This window comes from Parabacteroides sp. AF17-28, assembly GCF_003479205.1.
Lineage (GTDB): Bacteria > Bacteroidota > Bacteroidia > Bacteroidales > Tannerellaceae > Parabacteroides > Parabacteroides acidifaciens.
Map to the genome: position 1 here is coordinate 119,975 of NZ_QUGV01000012.1, position 19,799 is coordinate 139,773.

General features: G+C 44.5%; 15 protein-coding genes and 1 other RNA gene. 8 read left to right on the forward strand and 8 right to left on the reverse strand.

What is annotated here, in order from left to right:
* The first annotated feature begins 11 nt into the window (after positions 1-11).
* The 3 genes from DWW90_RS10890 (at position 12) to DWW90_RS10900 (ending at position 6,604) form a co-directional block, all read left to right on the forward strand.
* Positions 12-2,300, forward strand: a complete 2,289-nt coding sequence (locus DWW90_RS10890; RefSeq protein WP_122344985.1) for a GH92 family glycosyl hydrolase — start codon at positions 12-14, stop codon at positions 2,298-2,300.
* A gap of 172 nt (positions 2,301-2,472) precedes the next feature.
* Positions 2,473-4,788 carry a GH92 family glycosyl hydrolase gene (locus tag DWW90_RS10895; RefSeq protein ID WP_122344986.1) on the forward strand — a complete coding sequence of 772 codons (2,316 nt, stop codon included), beginning with the start codon at positions 2,473-2,475 and terminating at the stop codon, positions 4,786-4,788.
* 169 nt (positions 4,789-4,957) lie between these two features.
* A complete protein-coding gene (locus DWW90_RS10900) occupies positions 4,958-6,604 on the forward strand; it encodes a diphosphate--fructose-6-phosphate 1-phosphotransferase (RefSeq protein ID WP_115499403.1) in 1,647 nt (548 codons plus the stop codon).
* Between the two features lie 72 nt (positions 6,605-6,676).
* Here the strand turns inward: DWW90_RS10900 and DWW90_RS10905 are convergent, their stop codons facing one another.
* On the reverse strand, positions 6,677-7,492 hold the full coding sequence (locus DWW90_RS10905) for a DUF6261 family protein (protein WP_122344987.1): 816 nt from the start codon (positions 7,490-7,492) through the stop codon (positions 6,677-6,679).
* A 625-nt stretch (positions 7,493-8,117) separates the two neighbouring features.
* Between DWW90_RS10905 and DWW90_RS10910 the strand changes: the two genes are divergently transcribed.
* Positions 8,118-8,522: a hypothetical protein gene (locus DWW90_RS10910; protein WP_122344988.1), complete on the forward strand. Its 405-nt coding sequence runs from the start codon at positions 8,118-8,120 to the stop codon at positions 8,520-8,522.
* A gap of 5 nt (positions 8,523-8,527) precedes the next feature.
* Positions 8,528-10,615, forward strand: coding sequence for a GLUG motif-containing protein (locus DWW90_RS10915; RefSeq protein ID WP_122344989.1), 2,088 nt, complete (start codon positions 8,528-8,530; stop codon positions 10,613-10,615).
* 83 nt (positions 10,616-10,698) lie between these two features.
* Here the strand turns inward: DWW90_RS10915 and DWW90_RS10920 are convergent, their stop codons facing one another.
* Genes DWW90_RS10920 through DWW90_RS10935 form a run of 4 tightly spaced genes read right to left on the reverse strand, consistent with a single transcriptional unit; the run spans position 10,699 to position 12,222 of the window.
* Complete coding sequence (locus tag DWW90_RS10920; protein ID WP_122344990.1) at positions 10,699-11,115, reverse strand: DUF2442 domain-containing protein; 417 nt, start codon at positions 11,113-11,115, stop codon at positions 10,699-10,701.
* Positions 11,116-11,134: 19 nt separating this feature from the next.
* Positions 11,135-11,470 carry a TM2 domain-containing protein gene (locus DWW90_RS10925; protein ID WP_122344991.1) on the reverse strand — a complete coding sequence of 112 codons (336 nt, stop codon included), beginning with the start codon at positions 11,468-11,470 and terminating at the stop codon, positions 11,135-11,137.
* A gap of 6 nt (positions 11,471-11,476) precedes the next feature.
* Entirely contained in the window at positions 11,477-11,785 is a 309-nt protein-coding gene (locus DWW90_RS10930; RefSeq protein ID WP_122344992.1) for a nucleotidyltransferase domain-containing protein, read from the reverse strand.
* Positions 11,782-12,222 carry a nucleotidyltransferase substrate binding protein gene (locus tag DWW90_RS10935; RefSeq protein WP_122344993.1) on the reverse strand — a complete coding sequence of 147 codons (441 nt, stop codon included), beginning with the start codon at positions 12,220-12,222 and terminating at the stop codon, positions 11,782-11,784. Before DWW90_RS10935 ends, DWW90_RS10930 begins: the two co-directional genes overlap by 4 nt.
* An 81-nt stretch (positions 12,223-12,303) precedes the next feature.
* Here DWW90_RS10935 and DWW90_RS10940 point away from each other — a divergent pair, with 81 nt between their 5' ends.
* Positions 12,304-12,906, forward strand: coding sequence for a riboflavin synthase (locus tag DWW90_RS10940; protein WP_122344994.1), 603 nt, complete (start codon positions 12,304-12,306; stop codon positions 12,904-12,906).
* A gap of 6 nt (positions 12,907-12,912) precedes the next feature.
* Here DWW90_RS10940 and DWW90_RS10945 read toward each other — a convergent pair whose 3' ends face one another.
* The 3 genes from DWW90_RS10945 to rnpB form a co-directional block, all read right to left on the reverse strand.
* Entirely contained in the window at positions 12,913-14,271 is a 1,359-nt protein-coding gene (locus DWW90_RS10945; protein WP_122344995.1) for an MATE family efflux transporter, read from the reverse strand.
* Positions 14,268-15,626, reverse strand: a complete 1,359-nt coding sequence (locus DWW90_RS10950; protein WP_122344996.1) for a YihY/virulence factor BrkB family protein — start codon at positions 15,624-15,626, stop codon at positions 14,268-14,270. Before DWW90_RS10950 ends, DWW90_RS10945 begins: the two co-directional genes overlap by 4 nt.
* Positions 15,627-15,639: 13 nt before the next feature.
* An RNA gene (gene rnpB / locus DWW90_RS10955) (RNase P RNA component class A) lies at positions 15,640-15,998 on the reverse strand.
* Positions 15,999-16,368: 370 nt separating this feature from the next.
* Between rnpB and DWW90_RS10960 the strand changes: the two genes are divergently transcribed.
* Positions 16,369-17,940, forward strand: a complete 1,572-nt coding sequence (locus tag DWW90_RS10960; RefSeq protein WP_122344997.1) for a Do family serine endopeptidase — start codon at positions 16,369-16,371, stop codon at positions 17,938-17,940.
* A 143-nt stretch (positions 17,941-18,083) separates the two neighbouring features.
* The gene (locus DWW90_RS10970; RefSeq protein ID WP_005641668.1) at positions 18,084-18,944 is read left to right on the forward strand and encodes an RNA polymerase sigma factor RpoD/SigA; all 861 of its coding nucleotides are present in this window, start codon (positions 18,084-18,086) and stop codon (positions 18,942-18,944) included.
* Positions 18,945-19,799: the final 855 nt, after the last annotated feature.

A 19,799-nucleotide genomic window follows, 5' to 3' on the forward strand; every position in this document is an offset into this window, starting at 1 on the left:
ATATTCTATCCATGAAAAAGTTATTTATTTTAGCGATTACGCTTTGCAGCGGCCTCTTTACTGCGGTGGCGGCTGACAAGACGGAGCTGGTGGATTACGTCAATCCGCTGGTCGGAAGCCAGTCGAAAATATCCCTGTCGACGGGAAACACCTATCCGGCGATTGCCCTGCCTTGGGGTATGAATTTCTGGATGCCCCAGACAGGAAAGATGGGAGATGGTTGGGCTTACACATACGATGCAGATAAAATCCGTGGTTTTAAACAGACTCACCAGCCCAGTCCCTGGATCAACGACTACGGCCAGTTTGCCATTATGCCGATTACCGGTAAGGTTGTATTCGACCAGGACAAGCGTGCCAGTTGGTTCTCACACAAGGCAGAGGTGGCAAAACCCAATTATTACCGGGTGTATCTGGCCGAGCATGATGTCGTGACGGAAATCGCACCGACAGAACGCGCCGCCATGTTCCGTTTTACATTCCCCGAAACGGACAAGTCTTATGTGATTGTAGATGCTTTCGACCGTGGTTCCTATATCAAGATCATTCCGGAAGAGAACAAGATTATCGGTTATACAACCCGTAACAGCGGCGGTGTTCCTAAGAACTTCCGTAACTATTTTGTAGTTGTATTCGACAAACCGTTTACTTATAAGGCTACTGTCGGCGACAGTGAAATTCGCAAAGGCGAGACAGAAGCGCAAGAAAACCATACCGGTGCCATTATCGGTTTCTCTACTCATAAGGGCGAGATCGTACATGCCCGTGTCGCTTCTTCCTTTATCAGTCCCGAACAGGCTGAACTGAACCTGAAGGAATTGGGCGACCGTTCGTTCGACCAGATTGTAGATGCAGGCCGCCAGGTTTGGAACGAGACATTGGGACGCATCGCAGTAGAAGATAATGACGTGGACAAACTGCGTACGTTCTATTCCTGCCTGTACCGTTCACTGCTTTTCCCGCGCAGTTTCTATGAACTGGACGCAAACGGTAAAGTCGTGCACTACAGCCCGTATAACGGAGAAGTGTTGCCGGGTTATATGTTTACCGATACCGGTTTCTGGGATACTTTCCGTTGCCTGTTCCCGTTCCTGAACCTGATGTATCCGTCTATGAATACGAAGATGCAGGAAGGTCTTGTCAACGCATATAAAGAGAGCGGTTTCCTTCCCGAATGGGCGAGCCCGGGTCATCGTGGCTGTATGGTCGGCAACAACTCGGCTTCTATTGTGGCGGATGCTTACCTGAAAGGGCTTCGCGGATATGATATCGAAACGCTTTGGGAAGCTGTCGTACATGGCGCCAACAACGTACATCCGAAGATTTCGTCTACCGGACGTCTGGGATATAAATATTACAATGAATTGGGATATGTGCCTTATGATGTAAAGATCAATGAAAGTGCAGCCCGCACGCTGGAATATGCTTACGACGACTGGGCTATCTACAAACTGGGCCAGGCTTTAGGCAAGCCGGAATCGGAAATTGCTATATTCGCAAAACACGCGATGAACTATAAGAACCTGTTCGACAAGGAGACCAAGCTGATGCGTGGACGTAATGCAGACGGTACATTCCAGTCTCCGTTCAACCCGCTGAAGTGGGGGGATGCCTTTACGGAAGGAAATAGCTGGCATTATACTTGGTCTGTGTTCCATGATCCGCAGGGATTGATCGATCTGATGGGAGGAAAAACCGGCTTCAACGCAATGATGGATTCTGTCTTCAATGTGCCGCCTTTGTTCGATGACAGCTATTATGGCGGCGTGATCCATGAGATCCGTGAAATGCAGATTATGAACATGGGTAACTATGCACATGGCAACCAGCCGATCCAGCACATGATATATATGTATAACTATTCCGGTGAACCCTGGAAGGCTCAATATTGGGCGCGTGAAGTGATGGATAAACTCTATTTCGCTACTCCTGACGGCTATTGCGGGGATGAAGATAATGGCCAGACTTCCGCCTGGTATGTTTTCTCCGCTTTAGGTTTCTATCCGGTTTGTCCGGGTTCGGACCAGTATATCTTAGGTTCTCCTCTCTTCAAGGGTGTCACCCTGAACCTGGAGAATGGCAAGAAGGTTGTGATCAAGGCTGGCAACAACAGTCAGGCTAACCGTTATATCTCGGCCATGAAGGTTAACGGTAAGAACTATACGAAGAACTACCTGACACATGGCGATATGCTGCGTGGCATGACGGTCAACTATACAATGTCACCTGTTCCGAATCAGAACCGGGGTACGCAGGACAGCGATGCGCCTTACTCATTCTCTAAAGAATTGGGTAAATAATAAGAATGTCTATATATTAGCTGAAAGAATTAATATTAACATAAGCACTTAATTATAATAGGACTTTCGGCTATAATTATAATTAGGCACGGATTATGCGGATTGCACGGTATTGGAAATATCTTTAAACTGTGGAATCCGTGAAATCCGTGCCTAAAATAATTTATTTGATATGAAAGCAAGAATCAGTATTTTAGTTGCCATGTCATGTCTGGCACTCTCCGGCATGGCCCAAAATGAGAAACTGACGGAATATGTCAGGCCATTAGTGGGAACTGACGGTTTTGGTAATGTATATCCCGGGGCGCAGATCCCGTTCGGCGGTATCCAGATTAGTCCTGATACGGACGACAAGTACTACGATGCGGCGGCCGGATATAAATACAACCATACTTCCATCCAGGGATTCAGCCTGACGCATCTCAGTGGAACGGGGATTCCCGATTTGGGCGATTTCCTGTTTATCCCGGGAACCGGTGAGATGAAGCTGGAACCGGGAAGCCGGGAAAATCCCGATGAGGGTTATCGGTCTCGCTATACGCATGATAAAGAGTGGGCGTCCCCGAATTATTATGCCGTCCAATTACTGGATTATGGTGTAAAAGCGGAAATGACCTCCGGATTGCGGAGTGGGATGCTACGGTTTACCTATCCGAAGTCGGACAAGTCTTTTATCATGATCGATATGGATCATACCTTATGGCAGAAATGTGAATGGGCTAATCTGCGTATTGAGAACGATTCGACCCTGACAGGCTATAAGTTGGTGAAAGGGTGGGGGCCGGAACGCCATATCTATTTTACCGCAGTCTTTTCCAAAAAGTTGGACGGCCTGCGCATCATGCAGGATAAAAAGCCGGTGATCTATAACACATCCCGTTTCAGAAGTGACCGCGAGGCGTGGGGAAAAAACCTGATGGCTTGCCTTTCTTTTGCAACGGAAGAAGGAGAGGTGGTGACAGTAAAGACTTCAGTTTCTTCGGTCAGCACAGCCGGAGCCATGCGGAATATGCAGGAACTGGACGGCTTGACATTCGACGGCCTGAAAGATAAAGGCGTGGATCTGTGGGAAAAAGAATTGCAGAAGTACCGGGTAACGGCAGACCGGAAAACGAAAGAGACGTTCTATACCTCTGCCTATCATGCGGCCTTGCATCCCTTTGTATTCCAGGATTCCGACGGCAGCTTCAGAGGGTTGGACAAGAACATCGAACAGGCCAAAGGTTTTACGAATTATACGACTCTTTCTTTATGGGACACTTACCGGGCCTTGCACCCCTGGTTCAATCTGGTGCATCAGGATGTGAATGCCGATATAGCCAATTCCATGCTGGCTCATTACGACAAAAGTGTGGAAAAAATGCTGCCTGTCTGGTCTTTTTACGGTAATGAGACCTGGTGCATGATCGGTTATCACGCTGTCTCTGTGCTGGCAGATATGATTGTCAAAGGTGTGAAGGGCTTCGATTACGAACGGGCCTACGAAGCGATGAAGACGACAGCTCAAAACAAATATTATGATTGCTTGCCCGATTATATCCGGAATGGGTATGTCCCCTTTGACAAAGAAGCCGAATCTGTTTCCAAGACACTGGAATATGCCTACGATGACTATTGCATTGCGCAGGCGGCTAAAGCTTTGGGGAAAACGGATGATTATCAGTGTTTCCTGAACCGCTCTTTGTCTTACCAGACATTGATTGATCCGGAAACAAAATATATGCGCGGCCGTGACAGCCAGGGCAACTGGCGTACTCCGTTTTCTCCGATCGCTTATCAGGGACCGGGTTCGGTGAACGGATGGGGAGACATTACGGAAGGATTTACCATGCAATATACCTGGTCTGTCCCGCACGATGTACAGGGATATATCAACCTGGCCGGCAAGAAGCTTTTTGAGAAACGGCTGGATGAACTGTTTACGGTGGAACTGCCTGAAGATATCCCAGGCGCACACGATATTCAGGGGCGTATCGGCGGTTACTGGCATGGGAACGAACCTTGCCATCATGTTGCCTATCTCTATAATTACCTGGGCCAGCCCTGGAAATGCCAGAAGTGGATACGCGAAATCGTCGACCGTTTTTATGGAAACGAACCGGGTTCGCTGAGCGGCAATGACGATTGCGGGCAGATGTCGGCCTGGTATATGTTCAACTGCGCCGGTTTTTATCCGGTGGCTCCGTCCAGCAACATCTATAATATAGGATCTCCATGTGTCGAGGTGCTCTCGATCCGGATGAGCAACGGGAAAGAGATCCGGATGACAACGGAAAACTGGTCGAAGGAGAATGTCTACGTAAAAGAATTGTATGTCAACGGCAAGAAGTACGATAAATCTTATCTGACCTACGAAGACGTGCAGCCCGGAATCACCCTGCATTTCGTCATGAGCAGCAAGCCGAACTACAAACGCGCCACCTCCCTCGATGCCCGCCCGGCCTCACTGTCGACTCAGGGAAAGACGATGCTTTATCAGAAACCATAAGAAACATATATCAGTAATGGAAAGAGGGTCTCAAAAGCCCTCTTTCTTATAAAATTTAGACTTCGCAGGAATTCGACCGAAATCCCCTTTCACTATTACCGAAAAATTTCTATATTTGCACCGCCTTTAATTAAGGATCAGATAATTTCTAAATAAATCAGATTAAGAAATGACAAAGAGTGCATTACAAATTGCAAGAGCAGCTTACCAGCCAAAGGTTCCCGCTGCATTGAAAGGCGCTGTAAAAGCCGTTGACGGTGAGTACACACAATCAGTTGCCGATCAGGACGAAATCAAGAAATTGTTCCCGAACACGTACGGAATGCCTGTCGTTACTTTCGAAAAGAGTAGCGAGAAGAAAGCGATGCCGGCTATGAACGTTGGTGTGATCCTTTCCGGAGGTCAGGCTCCTGGCGGTCATAACGTGATTGCCGGTCTGTTTGACGGCATCAAGGCTACTAACAAAGACTCTCGTCTGTATGGATTTATCCTCGGACCCGGTGGTCTGATCGATCATAAATATATGGAACTGACAGCTGACATCATCGACGAATACCGTAACACGGGTGGTTTCGATATGATCGGTTCAGGCCGTACGAAACTGGAAACAAAAGAACAGTTCGACAAGGGTCTGGAAATCCTGAAAGAACTGGATATTAAGGCGCTGGTTATTATCGGCGGTGACGACTCCAACACAAACGCCTGCGTGCTGGCTGAATATTACAAAGCTATCAATGCCGGTGTACAGGTTATCGGTTGTCCGAAGACGATCGACGGTGACTTGAAGAACGAACAGATCGAAACATCTTTCGGTTTCGACACGGCTTGTAAAGTATATTCGGAAGTGATTGGTAACATCCAGCGCGACTGTAACTCAGCCCAGAAATACTGGCACTTCATCAAACTGATGGGCCGCTCGGCTTCTCACATCGCACTGGAATGTGCTTTGCAGACACAGCCGAATATCGCGATCGTATCGGAAGAAGTGGAAGCAAAGAACATGTCTCTGGACGATATCGTTACCTATATCGCAGAAATCGTTGCAAAACGTGCTGCCGACGGTAACAACTTCGGTACGGTGCTGATCCCCGAAGGTCTGATCGAATTCGTTCCGGCTATGAAACGCCTGATCGCCGAACTGAACGACTTCCTGGCTAAACACGATGCCGAATTCAAGATGATCAAGAAAAGCGAACAGCGCGCTTATATCATCAGCAAGCTGACAAAAGAAAACTCTGACCTGTATGCTTCTCTGCCGGAAGGCGTGGCACGTCAGTTGTCTCTCGACCGCGACCCGCACGGAAACGTTCAGGTTTCTCTGATCGAAACAGAAAAGCTGCTGTCTGAAATGGTTGGCAACAAGCTGGCTCAGTGGAAGGCCGAAGGCAAATACGTTGGTAAGTTCGCTGCACAGCACCACTTCTTCGGTTACGAAGGACGTTGCGCCGCTCCGTCTAACTACGATGCCGACTATTGCTATTCTTTGGGTTACACGGCTTCTTGCCTGATCGCTTCCGGCAAGACAGGTTATATGTCATCCGTACGCAACACGACTGCTCCGGCCGACAAGTGGATCGCAGGCGGTATCCCTGTCACCATGATGATGAACATGGAAAGACGTCATGGCGAAATGAAACCGGTTATCCAGAAAGCTCTGGTTAAACTGGACGGTGCTCCTTTCAAGACTTTCGCCGCCAACCGCGACGAATGGGCTTTGACAACAAGCTATGTTTATCCGGGTCCTATCCAGTACTTCGGTCCGACAGAAGTTTGCGACCAGCCGACTAAGACGTTACAGCTGGAACAGGCTAAATAAAGATATTGCAGAAGCGCATAAAAAAACGGAGACTTTTGACAGGCCTCCGTTTTTTATTTCTTCACTGTTGCGCTATGCATTCAAAATCCCCGGACGATCGCTGCTGCCGGGATCATCCTTTTTCGGTTTGCTGCCGCGCAGGTTGCGGGCGGTGCGTGTTTCGGCGATCAGGTTGTTGACGTCGCGGATAAAAGCAGCTGTCTTGTCCGTCTCCTTCAGCAGGTTGCTGGCAAAAGCCAGGTCTGTCATATCTTCATACAGGTTGTCCATCTGCAAGCGGATTTCTTTACTGTTCTCTTCGACACTGCCGAGCGAACGCGCCGCACTGCGTTGTGCCACCTGTTCTTCATACAGGTTGTTCAACCGTTCCAGTTCGTCCATATAGGGTTGCAATCCCAGTGTCTTGACCGCCTCGGTAAACTCCGGCTTGCGGAGGTCGAGGAGCATGCCTTTGATCGTCAACGTCTCCTGGTTGACCGGGAGCTTGGCGATGCCGGCATAGACCTTTAGTGTGTTATAGAGCAATTTCCCTGCGCCTCGTTCCGATTCCAGCGGCAGAGTGGAATAACGGAAGACGCGGTCGGTAATGAAACTCGCAACGATATCGCGACTGTGTTCCGTTTCAGCGATCTGTTCCGTACCGGCATTCGAGCGGGTTTGTTTGTTCAGATCCGTCAGCTTTTCAAGCAATTCCTTCGTTCGTGTCACCATATAGGACGGAATATTGAGTGACGGTGCCCCCAAAGGAGAATCGTCGCTCAGTATACTTGGGCGATCCGGATCCGGAGCCAATGGCAACAGGGCGAGGAAACGATCGATGAAGTTTGCGTATTCGGCGCTGTTTAAACGGGAGAATGAGGGATCTGAAAAATGAATGAATGTTCCCATGATAGATTTATTTTGTTTTGTTGATTATTGGACGCAATGTACGTATAATAATTGAAGAACAACGTTTTTCAGGTGAAATATTATTGGCGCATGTTGCGCCGGGTGCTTTTAAGGTGTGAAGTAGTCGGCGCGGCTTGCGCCGAGTGTTTTTGAGGTGTGAAGTAGTCGGCGCGGCTTGCGCCGAGTGTTTTCGAGGTGTGAAGTGGTCGGCGCGGCTTGCGCCGAGTGCTTTCGAGATGTGAAGTGGTCGGCGCAAGCCGCGCCGGTTCAAAACATACAAAATATATTCTTTTTCTTACTATATTCTTTTTTCATTAGATAAAAATCCCGACTTTTGCCTCTGTATTGAAAAATTAACGTAGAAGCGTTTCGATATTATCTTGTCTTGAAATCTGGACAATTTCAACACTTCAAGATAATAGACAAAATGACTCCTACGCTTGTGTTTGTTATATGTATCTGCCTCGTGGGGGAGATATTATATATCTGCATAAAGCGTGGGATCATTGTTCTATTATTGAAGTGTGGGCAGTCCAAAGCCTCAAGACAGTGATAGACGATGATTCCCACGCTTTTTTATTTATGAAAGAACCAGCCGGGGGAATAGGATGGTAATTCTAATCGTATGAGTGAAGACAATAAAGGTTACCAGACAGGAATGGCGAGTGAATATTTAGTACTGTCCATGTTGTATCGTAAAGGTTTTGATGCCTATCTGACATTAGGTAATAAGAAGAGTGTTGACATCATTATTAGAAAAGATAATGGTTCGATTGTTACGATTGATGTGAAATCTGTACGAGGTTATGATTCGATCCCAGTCAAGAATGTAAAGGAAAAGGATGGGCATTTTATTGTAATTGTAATTTATAACAATAAGTTTGGCGATGTAAATGTTTTGCCAGATTTTTATATAGTGCATAGTCAGATAGTCGTGGAACGACGAGTGTCTTATGATGGAGGACAAACGGATCTTTTCAAGAGAGATATTAAGGATTATAAGGATTGTTGGAATCTGATAAAAGGATAAAGAGTATGATTAATAAAGTTTTGATTCTATTGATTGTTTGGTTGATGTCATCATCTTTTCTTCGGGCTGATTCTAAAATTTGGAATGGAACAGCGAATATAAGTTGGTATGATAAAACAAAAATATCTTTTGAGATTTCTTCAGCAGAAGCATTAGCAGGATTGGCTGAATTAGTAGATGCAGGAAATGATTTTCGTAATAAAACAATTATTCTTACCGAGGATATAATACTCAATGAAAATGTTTTAAATGAGAATGGAGAATTAAATAACTGTAACTTTAAGTCTTGGACTCCGATTGGAATATCGTATAATGAAGAAAAGAATAGACTTTTTGCTGGAACTTTTAATGGAGATGGACATGTTATTAAAGGACTTTATATAATATCAGAAAAAACGTCCTTAGGATTGTTTGCCCATGTTGGACAAGGCGGTGTTGTAAAAAATCTGGGTATAGAAGATAGTTATTGTCTCTCTATTAAAGAGAATCAAGCTATAGGGATGATTTGTGGATATAATAGAGGACTTATTCAGCGTTGTTATAATTCCGGAATCATAGTTGGTGAAACAAATTATTGTAATGTTGGTGGCATCTGTGGATTTAATGAAAATGGAACAGTTGAATATTGCTATAATACAGGTTTTATAAAAGGTTCAGAATCTGGTGGAGTATGTGGAATGAATACAGAAGGAATGATTCTCCAATGCTATAATACGGGTATTGTAACTGGATATAATTGTGCAGGTGGTATTTGTGGCTCATTATATGATGGTGGAGTTCGTTTTTGTAATAATACAGGGAAAATAGTGGGTGTTGGTGAATATAGTGATGTTGGTGGTATATGCGGAAGGGGAGATGGTCTAATCCGTGATTGTTATAATGTAAATATGGTTACAGGGGCTTATGCCGGTGGAATATGTGGAAGTAATGGAATTTCGGGAAGAATAGATAATTGTGAAAATCAGGGCGTTGTTAATGATGGAGAAAATGAAGGGGGGGACGTTGGTGGTATATGTGGTCGAAACCAAGGGGCTATCTCTAATTGTAAGAATATGAATGTTGTGAAAGCAAAATATGCTTCTATTGGCGGAATATGTGGATGTAATAGTGGAGTGAAATCAATAATAAAGAATTGCTACAATACGGAATCTATTTCTGTGATGGGAATACCGAGTATAGGAGGTATTTGTGGTTATAATGCTGGTGGAACAATTCTTTTTTGTCATAATATAGCGACCTTAGCTGCTGAGAATGTAAGGGATTTAGGGGGAATTTGTGGCTATAGTGCAGAAGGAACAATTAGCAACTGCTATAATAGGGGAAATTTAACAGGATCATCTATTGATGAGTTCGGAGGAATTTGTGGCTATAGTGCAAAAGGAACAATTAGTAATTGTTATAATACGGGAGCCTTAAATGGTACGGTTTGTGATTTAGGAGGAATTTGTGGTTATAATCCTGATGGAATAATTAATAATTGTTATAACACGGGAACTCAGACTGGAACAGCTAATAAAGTCGGCGGAATATGTGGTTTTTCTGGTGCAACAGTAAATAATAGTTATAATATGGGGGTAGTTGCAGTTGTTGGAGAAAAGAGTGGTGGAGTATTTGGTTGGAATATTACTAATTCTGTTACTAATTGTGGCTATTTAGAGGGTTCTTCAAATATTGGAATTGGAGATGATTTTTATGAGTTAGGAATAGAAGCTGTAAAAGAAATGAATGTACAAGAGATTATAAATGTAATGAATGTTTGTTTTACGACAAAGGAGAATTGGATTACTAAAGCGAGTTACGAAAATGGGAAAATGATACTTCCAACGTTAGAAGGAGAAGATCCGCCAACTGTTGCGATTTCGACAACCTCTAATGAAAAGCTATCTAATAACAATTATATAAAGGCCTATTGTAAAGATAATTGTTTATATGTCTATACGCCTCAATTAGAACGTGTTTATGTGATAGATTTAAACGGAACAATTATCCGAAGCCGGAAACAATCGGGTTTACAAAGTTATGAAGGGTTAAAACCTGGTGTTTATTTGGTTCATGTGAATGAGAAGGTCTTGAAAATTTTGGTCACCTTATGAAATAAAATCCCCAATATGTTTACAATCTGTTGCATATTGGGGATTTGCTGTGAATAGTAACAGAATCTTTGTTTTTTATAATCTCATCCAACTTCCAATAACGCTTTGCCCAATGCATGAAGCTCGTTGATAATTTCTTGCTCTCTTGCTTCGGATGGCTTTTTTGAGCCGCAAATGTAGACTGCCATCAGACTTTGTTTGATTCCTAAGCGGCGAGCAATAGCGGCGACATTGATTTCTGGAAAGTTTTTAAACGTGCGATAGAGCTTCGTCTTATCATCTAACGTTTCTTTTAGAAAAAATCCTTCATAGCAGAGATCTTCATCCAAATCCGGCCAATGGATGCCGATATTATCTGTTTCGAAATTCTGTAATTGTTCGGATGATGCATTTCGAAGTCGTTCATAGTTGGCTATAGCCTCCCGGTGTTCGATGCCATCGGCTGTGAGTATATGTACGAATTTATCGTCTATCCAGGTTTTTGTAACATTGATTTTCATAAGATCTATCGGATACTTTTTATTTCTTCACAATCCCTTCCAGCCTCCCCATGTTCTTCCTTTTCGTCGTCTTCATGATCAGGAACCAGTCGATAGGGTACCAGATGCCGAAGCCGCCTCCTGTAAACAGTTTGCAGAGGCCTTTGCCCCAGTCGCCGATGAGGAAACGGTCTACGCCGAACATCCCTAAGAAGAGGGAGGCGAGCAGTATCTTGACCGGACTGTTGAAGTGGGTTTGCTCTAAAACGGTCTCCTTCTCCGGCGAGAGGTCGAGCAGCCGGTGAATGGGTATTTCATAATCGGGAAATTTGCTTTCGTTGGCAAGAAGGAACTTGTCTACTTTTTCTGCTTCCATAATATATTAAGATTTTTTCTGGTAAAAGACGATCCCTTTCCGCTGGATATGCTCTATCAAATCCGGATTTGTCAGTTTGTGAAAGAGAGAAATGTCGAATTGATAGGGTAAGAGCAGGTCGTCAATTGCCCATGTTATTTGATTTATATCACTATGAGTCAGTTTTTCTCCGATCAGTGTGAAGTCTACGTCCGAGAATGGTTTGTAGTTGCCTTTGGCACGTGAGCCGTAAAGCAAAACTTGCTCGATCTCCTTGTACCGGGCAAAAAGATCACATAGTTTATTGATTTCCGTATCTGTAAGTCCGTATTTCATTTGCTGGTCATATTATCGGACAGGGATAACATTTTATCTTCAAACCGGCAGAACAGCGGATAGTAGGTCTGCACAATTGCTTCGTATATTTCGGTAGCCACATCATCGTCATAGTTGTGTGAGGTCAGATTGCGGTCGTTGATCGTATTCATCCATTGCTTATCATCGATAATGCCCATTTCCAAGGCTTTCCGAATGGCGTCGCGCGAGCCGTGAATGTCGGTATATCCTTGATATTCGGCATAGTCTTTCATTACTTTCCATGAGAGTTCGTGCGTGTATTCGAAGCGCTGTATCAACCCTTCCTGCAGAAGTTCGTCTATCTCTTCGGATAAATCTTGTTGCTTTGAAACCAACTCTACAGCCTGGCGCAGTTTGGCCAGTGCTTTGCGGTAATTAGAGAATCGTTGCAGCCAACGTATGTCTTGTTGTGTCATATCTATAATTGCGATTTGTACAGGCAAATATAGTTATTTTCCGTATCTTTGGGCTCCGATAATCATTAAAACAACAATCTTATGTTTTCAGGAATTGTAGAAGAAACAGCTCAGGTCGTAGCGATCGAGCATGATAAAGACAATATTCATATCACAATGAAATGTTCTTTTGTCGATGAATTGAAAATTGACCAGAGTGTGGCTCATAACGGTGTTTGCCTGACTGTTGTCCGCAAAGATGGGGATACCTTTACAACGACTGCCATGCGTGAAACCCTGGAACGTTCCAACCTGGGGCTTCTGAAGCCGGGTTCGCTGGTGAATCTGGAACGCAGCATGATGATGAATGGCCGTCTGGACGGGCATATCGTGCAGGGGCATGTGGACAAGACCGCCGTTTGTACGGACGTCGAAGATGCGAACGGTAGCTGGTATTATACATTTGAATATCCGTTCGATAAGGAAATGGCCGCGCAGGGATATATAACCGTAGAGAAAGGTTCCGTCTGCGTGAATGGCGTGAGCCTGACGGTCTGCAATTCAAAGCAGAACAGTTTCCAGGTGGCGATCATTCCTTACACGCACGACAATACCAATTTCTGCCAGATCGAGAAAGGCACGGTTGTCAACCTTGAATTTGACATCGTAGGGAAGTATATTAGCAAGATGATGCAATTCAAATAAACGGGTTTATGGAGATGTCTCGTTTTTGATGATGCATCTCCTTTTCCAGATTCCCGTTTTATAGTAGATGAAGGTCACGATCAGCCCGATCGTGATACTTGCCACGATAGCCCACCAGATTCCACTTCGTCCTAACCATGAACTGAGGTAATAGGCGAGGGGAATGCGGATGATCCAGAGACATACCAGGCTGGTTACCATTGGAAACAAGGTGTCGCCAGCTCCACGCAACGCCCCGTTGTAGACGTTCAACGCCCCGTGAACGATGAAGAAACCGCAGATAATCAACAGATATTCCTTCCCGATAACAATCACATCCGCGTCGTTCGTGAAGATGCGCATCATAGCGTCGCCAAACAGATAGACGGCGGCGAATGTCAGCAGTCCCAGCACGATATTGGCGTACATGGTGAACCGCAGTCCCTTTTTGACCCGGTCCAGCCGTCCGGCTCCGATGTTCTGTCCGCAGAATGCTGCCAGTGCGCCGGATAAGGTGAGGATGGCTTGCGTGATGATCGTGTCTATTTTTCCGGCGGCTCCGTAGGCTGTCAGCGTATTGGTCCCGAAACTGTTCACAATCCCCAAGAGGGCGATCAGTCCGAGGGCAATGGCGCATTGCTGCACGCTGGTCGGCAGACCGATCTTCAGGCTTTCTTTGAATAGCTTGCCGTCGAACAGCATATCCTGCTTTTTGATGGAGAGTAGGGGATGCGTGTTGTTTACGTAGGCCAGGGCGACGCACATTCCGATCCCTTGTGCGATGACGGTCGCACGGGCGGCTCCTTCGATGCCCCATTTGAATACGAGGATGAAAAGCAAGTCGAGTAGGATGTTCAGGATGGTCGTGATTAATATAAAGATCATCGGCCGGACGGATTCTCCCACGCCCCGGAGGATCGAGATAATGCTATTGAATGTCACGAACAGGAATGTCCCTCCGATATAGATCCGGAAATAGGCGACGGCTTGCGGGATAACCTCTTCCGGCGTGTTTGTCAGACGGAAAACCGGTTCGGCAAAGATAATCCCGGTGATGGATAATATAACGCCCCCTACCAGCATAAAGATAAAGAAGGAAGAGAAGGCCAGTTGGACTTTCTGAAACTGTTTAGCCCCGAAGAGTTGCGAAATGACGACACTTGTCCCGCTTCCGACGCCGATCACAAACGAGATGATAAAGTAATATATGAAAAAAGAAGCCGATACGGCCGCCAATGCCTCTTTCCCTAAGAATTGTCCGACGATAACGCTATCGGTTACATTATAAAGTTGTTGCAACAGATTTCCGATCAGAAGCGGCAGTGCAAAGCGAACGATCACTTTCCACACTTTCCCCTTTGTAAGATCCGTAGATGTATTCCTCATAGGTCTTTAAGAAGAATTGTGTCATTTGCCTTAATCATATCTTCACGGGTTTTCAAAAGGGCTTTCCATTCTTTGCTGAATAATTTAGAAGTGTCGATCTTGAAATTTTCGGAGCCGTATTCGTCCATGCGTGTCAGCAGATAGCTAACCGTGATCTTGTTCACGTCGATTGCCGGTTGGTAATGGACAACCCGTTCGTCGTCTCCGTAGTTGACCTCGATAATGATGTTCAACTCGGTCAACAGGTAAAGAATTTGCGTGGTGATACGGATCGGGATGCGATAGGCATCCGACAGTTCGTCAGCCGTGTAAGGTTTCTCGCCTTTCACAAATCGTTTGACGATCAGCGAGGCAATCAGCAGTGTGAGAAAATCTTTATAACGCCGGCTGATATTCTTGCTGTCTCGTTCGAAACTGAATTTCTTTACGTTCTGGGACGCATACGAAATTTCCGCACCGAAGAGGCAGATGAGCCATGACAGTTGCAACCAAAGTAACAATAAAGGCAGGGCGGCAAAGCTACCATAGATAGCATTATATTTACTCACCCAAATCTGTCCGCTGATATAGATAAACTGAAAAAACTGGAAAGCGATACCGGCCAGAAACCCGGCGACCAGCCCGTTGACAAACCTGACTTTTGTATTGGGCAGCGAAATATAAAGCCCCGTAAATGCCAGGATCGTAATGATGTAAGGCGCAATATTCAAAATCAGCTCGACCAGGGGAGTAAAGAAAAAATACTGGCTGAGGAATGAATTTTGCAGCGTAGACAGGAAAATGGATAAACCGCTGGAAGCCGTCATTAGTACGGGCAGGATCAGGAATAGGGCCAGGTAATCAGATATCTTTCGGTACCAGGGACGTGATTTCTGTATCTGCCAGATGTCGTTGAATGTATCTTCTATGGAGGAAATCAGGTTGATAACCGTATAGAATAACAGGATCAGGCCGACTCCGATGATCACTCCGCCTTGTGCTTGTGCCAGATAACTCTCTACGAACTCGAAGGCCTTATTCAATTCAATTTCATGTCCGGGAAAATAGTCGAACAGCTCCTGGCGGACCGTCCCCTGGAAACCGAACCCCTTGGCTATGCCTAATAAGACTGCTAAAAGCGGTACAATAGATAATAATGTACTATAGGTGAGGGCAGAGGCTTTTGTTTGCAGATTCTCATTCCGGAAACCTCTGAAGGCGAGTATGATTGTTTTAATGATGTTGATATAAAGTTCTTTCAGCCCGCTTACTTCATTTTCGGTAATCCGCCAAATGTCGTAAGTTACAAAACGGATCGTTCTTGTCAGTAAGGCATTGATCCGTTCTCCGAACGTCTTTTTATCAGCTGTCTTCATATTTTAAATGTAAAAAAGCAGTCTGCCTGTAAGCCGGGTTCTGTACTTCCGTTTGCACGGAAGCGTCTGCCATTTATCTCGTCTTACTGTCACCAGCAAGCTTTAGCGGTCTACCCCCCGGCATCGGACGAGCAATCCTACATGCGCCGGTATACATGACCTTACAACCCATAAGACGTACGGCATCCTATATTACTATAGGACCCGGTGAGCTCTTACCTCACCTTTTCACCCTTACCGGACGAATCCGGCGGTCGTTTTCTGTTACGTTACTCTACCCTCGCGGACAGCTTCCCGTTAAGAAGTATGGTGCTCTGTGTTGCCCGGACGTTCCTCCCATCCCAAGGGATGAGCGACAGACCGGCAGACTGCAATGGGACAAAGATAGGGGTTTTAAATTGAAAATTGAGGATTGAGAATTGAAAATTTGGAGATAGGGGTGGGGAATAACGGCTGTTTAGGTACTTTTCTTATTGCCAATTATCGATTATCCATTGTCAATAGGTCCGAACTTTCTGCCGTTCTTACTGTTATATTATTGAATACATGACCATTTGTCAGTCGCTTGATTGTTAAAAAGGTACTTTGCATTACACAGTACTGTTAAGTGCAGTTAAGCCCTTGTAAGTCGCCGTTAAAAGTGATAAAAAAACAATCGCAAATGGAATAATCGCACGTTTTTTGAGTTTTCTTTGTCGAAAGAAAAGTGTTAAATTTAAACGTTTGATAAAATAAAATGAGTATGAAAACAATGTGGAAGAATGTGCTTGGAATTGTTCTTATAGCAGCCATCAGTTCAGGTGTTACTGTTGGAACGACCGCTTATCTGGCAAGCAAAAACAGCCAGCCGGTGCAATATGCTACGGGAGTTGAAAATACGTTTAAGCAACCGTATAAACTCACGAGCTTGGGAACAGTTGCTGCTGAGAATACGGATTTTACCACCGCAGCGGAAAGTACGGTTCATGGCGTTGTGCATATTAAAGCTACGACTAACGCTAAACAGTATGCTGACAGAGGTAATCAGCAATATGTCGATCCATTCGAATATTTCTTCGGATTCGGAGGACGTGGTAATTTCCAGCGTCCGCAGCCGCAACCGCGTGTAGGGGCTGGTTCCGGAGTTATTATTTCAACGGACGGATATATTATAACGAATAATCATGTGATTGATGGTGCGGATGAATTGGAAGTGACGTTGAATGATAACCGCAAGTTCTCTGCTAAGCTGGTAGGAACAGATCCGACTACAGATATCGCTTTGATCAAGATTGATGCGAAAGACCTGCCTACGATTCCGTTTGGTGATTCTGAAAAGTTGAAAGTAGGAGAGTGGGTATTGGCTGTAGGTAATCCATTCAATCTGACTTCTACGGTTACAGCCGGTATCGTAAGTGCAAAAGGTCGTGGTATTTCTATGGGAGGAGGCGATAAGAGCAAGATCGAATCGTTTATCCAGACTGATGCAGCAGTGAATCCCGGTAACAGTGGTGGCGCATTGGTGAATACGAAAGGTGAACTGGTCGGTATCAATACGGCTATCTATTCCGAAACAGGAAACTTTGCCGGATATTCCTTTGCAGTGCCTATCAGTATTGCAGGAAAGGTTGCAAATGACCTGAAGCAGTATGGAACTGTACAGCGCGCTATTCTGGGTGTTCAGATTATGAGCGTTGGTGATATTGCCGATATGTTGAGCGATCCGAATCTGCCGAGTGCACAGAAGGATGAACTGAGTGCTTTGAAATCAAAGATAAAAGTGTCAGAAGGTGCTTGTGTCGCTGATTTCGCAGATCGCAGTACAGCAAAAGAAGCCGGTATTGAAAAAGGTGATGTGATTGTTGCCGTAAACGGTGCGAAAGTAAAATCTGCCAATGCTTTGCAGGAACAGATCAGTAAATATCGTCCGGGCGATAAAGTCCAGGTGACGGTAGACCGTAATGGCAGCACAAAAACATTTAATGTAGAACTTCGTAATGCACAAGGAAGTACAGCCGTAGTGAAAGGAGGCGGTGACAGTGCAGAAGTTTTAGGAGCCGCTTTTAAAGCGTTGACAGATGATCAGAAACGTGAATTAGGTGTAAGCTATGGTATTGAAGTGACCGGTTTGCTGAATGGCAAGTTGAAAGATGCCGGTATTAAGAAAGGCTTCATCATCATGGTAGTAAACGATCAGAAGGTTACATCTCCGGAACAACTTGAAAAAATAGTTGATAAGGTCTTGAAAGGCAATGCTGATGATCGCTACATCGTAGTGAAAGGTTTCTATCCGAATGGACGTACAAAAGTATATGCTATAGATCTGGCCGAATAATAAAATAACGTTATATTCGTCTTATTTGGCGGGAAGATTGTTAAAGGTTTATAATTGGCTGGGTGTAGGGTGCATCCAGCCAATTCTGTCAATAAAAATAATATTATCTTTGCACCCTGATATTCTCAATATAAAAACATTGGATGAGACAGTTAAAGATCACAAAGTCCATTACCAATCGCGAAAGCGCTTCTCTTGACAAGTATCTTCAGGAAATAGGCCGTGAAGATTTGATCACAGTAGAAGAAGAAGTAGAATTGGCACAGGCTATCAAAAGAGGAGACCGGAGAGCATTGGAAAAATTAACCAGAGCGAATCTGCGTTTTGTCGTATCTGTAGCTAAGCAATATCAAAACCAGGGATTAAGTTTACCTGACCTTATTAATGAAGGTAACCTGGGGTTGATTAAAGCAGCTGAAAAGTTCGACGAAACAAGAGGGTTCAAGTTTATTTCTTATGCTGTATGGTGGATTCGTCAGTCTATCTTGCAAGCTTTGGCAGAACAGTCAAGAATTGTGCGTCTTCCGTTGAATCAGGTAGGTTCGTTGAATAAAATCAGCAAAGCCTTCTCTAAATTCGAACAGGAAAACGAACGTAGACCTTCTCCAGAAGAACTTGCAGACGAGCTGGACATACCAGTAGATAAGATTTCGGATACATTAAAAGTATCAGGAAGACATATCTCGGTAGATGCTCCGTTCGTAGAAGGCGAAGACAATAGTCTTTTAGATGTGCTTGTTAACGATGATGCTCCTATCGCTGACCGGTCGTTAATGAACGAGTCATTGGCAAAAGAGATTGATCGAGCACTTGCTACATTAACCGAAAGAGAATGTGAGATAATCAAAATGTTTTTCGGTATAGGCTGTCAGGAGATGACATTGGAAGAGATTGGCGACAAATTTGGCCTCACAAGAGAGCGCGTCCGCCAGATCAAGGAAAAAGCAATTAGAAGACTAAGACAAGGAACGCGTAGCAAGCTCCTCAAATCGTATTTAGGTTAACCTCCCAGGAGGAAGACAAAAAAGGATTAAATGCCTCTTATCCGTTTAGGGTAGGGGGCATTCTTTTGTTATATCGTATATACTCATTTAATCAAATAGTTATTGTAAAGTCCAAATGGGACTTATTGTAAAAACCGCATTTTTTAGGATGAAAAGACATCCGAAACAAAACAAATGTTAATCCGCTTTTCCGCCGTCAAAAAGGGACTTTTTCCTCTTTTTTGAGCCTTTTCCCAAATTACGACCGTCCTCTTTGCCATTACGACCGTGCTAATATGTAGTGCACTCGGCAGCTCGCAAAGATTAGGACGGTCGTAATTGGGAAGATGACCGTTTTCAAGGCAAAAAAGCCCCTGAATTTCCTCGAGATATTTGGAACGCTGTCCGTTTTATTTTCAAATATTCGATTCTCCGGGAGTTAAGGTTTATCATATTGTCGGCATTTCTGCTTTTCTGTAGCCAAATTGTGTGTGTATAAGGACGCCCTGCGCACCTCATTTCTTCTATTGTCAGACAAAAGCACTAAATCTGTGAAAAGAGACACTTCAAAATGGATCAACATTTCAGATGAAATAGAAAAACAGTCGAAAAAGGGGTTATTGTAAAGTTTTGTCATTGATTACGTACTTTTATCCTTTTACACCCTGTCTCTTCCTATCTGGAAAGTCGGTATTGTTTATTTTCTTTCCCGTACATTATATAGTAATAGTAATTCTTGATTTTCCCACTCATTTCGATATTTGAAAAAAGTTTTCCCCGTAACGTGCAATATACCAGCGACTCCCGAAAATTCATTACATTCCGGTTAAAAAATAGTCTTGAAAAGATTTGGAAGTTATGTTGTAGAGCAGTACT